We start from the raw sequence: 3429 nt of genomic DNA, 5'->3' as shown, positions 1-3429 counted from the left end.
CGATCTCGCCGATCATGTCGCCCGCATGCGTGCCGACCATGCCGCCGCCCAGGATCTTGCCGTGGCCCCGGCCAGCATGGCCGTCTCCTGATCCTGCTTCGGGGCTGTCGTCGAACAGCAGCTTGGTAAAGCCCTCGTCACGGCCGTTGGCGATGGCGCGGCCGCTGGCCGCCCAGGGGAACAGGCCCTTCTTGACCTTGATGCCCTGCGCCTTGGCCTGGTCCTCGGTCAGACCCACCCAGGCCACTTCGGGGTCGGTATAGGCCACGCTCGGGATCACGCGGGCGTTGAAGGCGGCGCTTGCCAGTTCCTTGTTGCCCTGCAGTTCGCCGGCGATGACCTCGGCCGCCACGTGCGCCTCGTGCACCGCCTTGTGCGCCAGCATGGGCTGGCCCACGATGTCGCCGATGGCGAAGATGTGCGGCACATTGGTGCGCATCTGGATGTCCACGTTGGGGTCTCCTCGTTTTCAGTGCAATAAGTGACGGTACGAAAAGCTAGCACTGGCGCGGAGGTGGTGTTGGTAGATCGTTGATTTCATTGACTTTCCTGTTCACTTTCAAATCTGCGATTCGTGGCGTCAAACCGTGGTCGGTTTCATCCATTGGTGCCAGTTATCGATGCATTTGGCCGCGAAGGCAGGATTTGGTCAGCATAGCGGTCAACCGGGAAGCGAAACACACCCCGCAAGTTGATGCTCTCCAGCCTGGTGGGCGCAATCTTCTCGATCAGTTCCGGTGGAATGACCTGGCGGCGGTTCGACCAGCGATCCAGGACCGCCTGCATCTGTGAGGTATTCCACGCCATCACGATGTTGGCCATCAGGCTCAACGCATCGGCCACAGCCTGCATTTCATCGACACGTTTGGCCTGCGCCGGGCTGATCCGGCCGGTATAAATGGCGCGCTTGAGGGCGTTAACAGCCTCGCCCCGATTGAGCACCCGGCGCAACTCGTTCCTGAAAGCGTCCTTGACAAAGTAGTCAGCCAAAAACGCCGTACGCAGCAACCGCCCCAATTGCACGCCAGCCTCATAGATTGGATCGCCCTGGGCGGCAGAACCGAACCGCGCAAGAGCTGCCACCGCACTGGCATGTCCGCTCATGACCGAGGCTGCCAGGTGCACCAGACTATCCCAATGCTTTTCGATCAAAGCGACGTCGACATTGGCTTCGCACACCGCAGCGATTTCTGCGGGCACTTTGGTGCCGCGTGGCACAAAGAGGTGGCGCTGTTTGAGTTCCTTCAACCGCGGGCAAAGATCAAAACCAAGCAAACGGGCATGTGACATGGCAAAGTCGGTGTAGCCATGGGTATCCACAGCAAGCTGGCTGGTCTCCAGCTTTTCTTGGCGGATGACACCTTCAATGGCCACGCCCGCCTGGCGCTCATTGAGCACAAAGGGCTGCGCATGGAAGATGCCCCACCGGTCTTTTACATGGGAGTAGATTCCAATGGAAGGTGTGTTGCGCCGAGGATCAAGCCGGGCTTGCCACACCCGTTTGGTGGTCTCCATGCTCATCATGTCAGAAGATGCCAAATCGGACCGCCCCCAGGTGGCGGCAATCGGGTGTCGCTGCATGAATTCCAGCACAGCCTGGCAGGCCTGGCTCAGACGCCGTTCGTCCCGCGCCCAGCGCATGGCCTGGCGAATGCTGGTGGCAGACAATTGCGGAATCATGCGCGCGCATTCGACCGCAGTCAGACTGGTGCCGTGGGCCATGATGCCGGCATAGACCATCAGCAGCTCGTCGGTAGAGCGCGGCTCACGTCCGAGCATGATCCAGCTAAAGCGCACCTGGGCGTCAACGGCCAGAATCACTTCCGGCAATTGAACCTCACCGATGCGGTGATCCAAAGCCGCGCGCAGCTTGGTCACTTCTGGGTCTTCGTCCTCTGCGGGCAATGGCGACAAATGGAGTTCATCATCCACGCGCAGTACGCCACTGCGGGCTGCAGCGGCCACCGCATCGACACCGGCAGTTACTCTGGCCAGCAAAGGCTTCAAGAAAGTGGCAGCCTTGCTGGGTAACGATAGACGGGCATAGTGTTTCTTGGACTCTGCCTGCCAACGCTCGTCCGTGAAGAACAAGCGCGCACGACCCCGAAAGCTCAGGCTGTGCTCAATCCAGACCGAGCCATTGCGCACCGCGCGGCGCAGGGCAAACAGGGTGGCCACCTCCAACGCCTGAAACGCCCGTTCCCGGTCTGGGCTGGAGATCGAAACCTGCCAGATCATTCCCAGACTTGGTGCCACCACTTCAACTGGCAGCTTTCTGGATCCTTTGAGATATAAAGCTTGCAGCTTGGCAAGGTACTCGATGGCAGGATGCTCGCCGGTGGCCTGCCAGGGCAGCTTTGCAATGGCGACGAGCAACGACCGCACGGGGCGAATTCCATCAATCAATCCCTCGCGGACCAGGGAGGCCCTGCTCGGTGGTTTGCGTTTCTGGGTTTCGGTGATCAAGGCTTCAAGACGGGCACGCAACTCAGCATCTGGCACCGCACCTTGCGCGCTCAAGGCAACAAGTTCGCCGAGCAGCGTTTTGTACATTGCGGCCCAATTGACGGTAGCGGGGACATCGGCGGCAGCCTGACGCCACAGATCGGCGATCCGGCGCTGCACCATAAGGATCAACTGGTCTGTGGTGGTGAACAGGCAATACCGAAGAAAGCATGCGACCTCCACGGTGCGCGCTGGCTCTTTGATCTTGGCTCCGGCTGAGGGCGGCCTGGAGACAAGTCGGCGCGCGTAGCGGCGCAAGATGAGATCGGGGATGTCTGCCAGGTGCTTATGAACGTCCAGCGTGTAAAGCAGGTCGATGCGCTCCAGTACCTCGCTGATTTGGCGGGTTGAGTGTTTCGCCGGTGCAGCCCATAGCCAACTCTGCTGGGTTTGTCCATCTGGGCGCAGCTCTGAAACTGAGGCTCGCCAGCGATCAAGTGTTGCTGGATCAACGCTGGCGGCGATGGCGGTGCCTGTTTCAACTTCAAGCTGGGCAAGTGCCGCCGCAATCAGTGTCCGAATTGCCCGCTCGTGCACGATCACCAGCTTGTTCTTGTACAGCCATTGACGCGCCCGCACGAGTAGCTGATCGCGGTCGGCGCAGCGCGCCACTTCGTCGCGCAGTTCACGTACCAGTGAGCGGCGCTGGTGCTCGCTCATCCACTGGAATCCAAGGACCGTGCAGGCTACTTGTTGGTGATCGAATAGCGTGCGCCCGCGTTCATACATGGCTCTCAGCGAGGCGACTTTTAACATTTTGATATATATACAAAAAAACTAATACTTGGTCTATCCATGGCTTTGTTGCACAAGTCGAAAAAAGTCGATATGACCCCTACCCCAGACGCAGCTACGCCACAGCAGGCACCGCCACCGTTGTGGGGCACCCAAGTTGCGTGAATCGGTTGAGCAAGGCCACCCGCA

The 3429-nt window shown here is 59.9% G+C and carries 2 pseudogenes; both read right to left on the bottom strand.

Features of this window, described 5'->3' with window-relative positions:
- A pseudogene (locus J1777_RS14150) lies at nucleotides 1–466 on the bottom strand (FAD-dependent oxidoreductase); the annotation flags it as partial.
- Nucleotides 467–597: 131 nt separating this feature from the next.
- Nucleotides 598–3255 (bottom strand): annotated as a pseudogene (locus tag J1777_RS14145) (Tn3-like element IS1071 family transposase); the annotation flags it as partial.
- Nucleotides 3256–3429: the final 174 nt, after the last annotated feature.

It is taken from the genome of Comamonas denitrificans (genome assembly GCF_017368815.1).
Lineage (GTDB): Bacteria > Pseudomonadota > Gammaproteobacteria > Burkholderiales > Burkholderiaceae_C > Comamonas > Comamonas denitrificans.
This window is presented reverse-complemented; position numbering and strand designations above follow the sequence as displayed.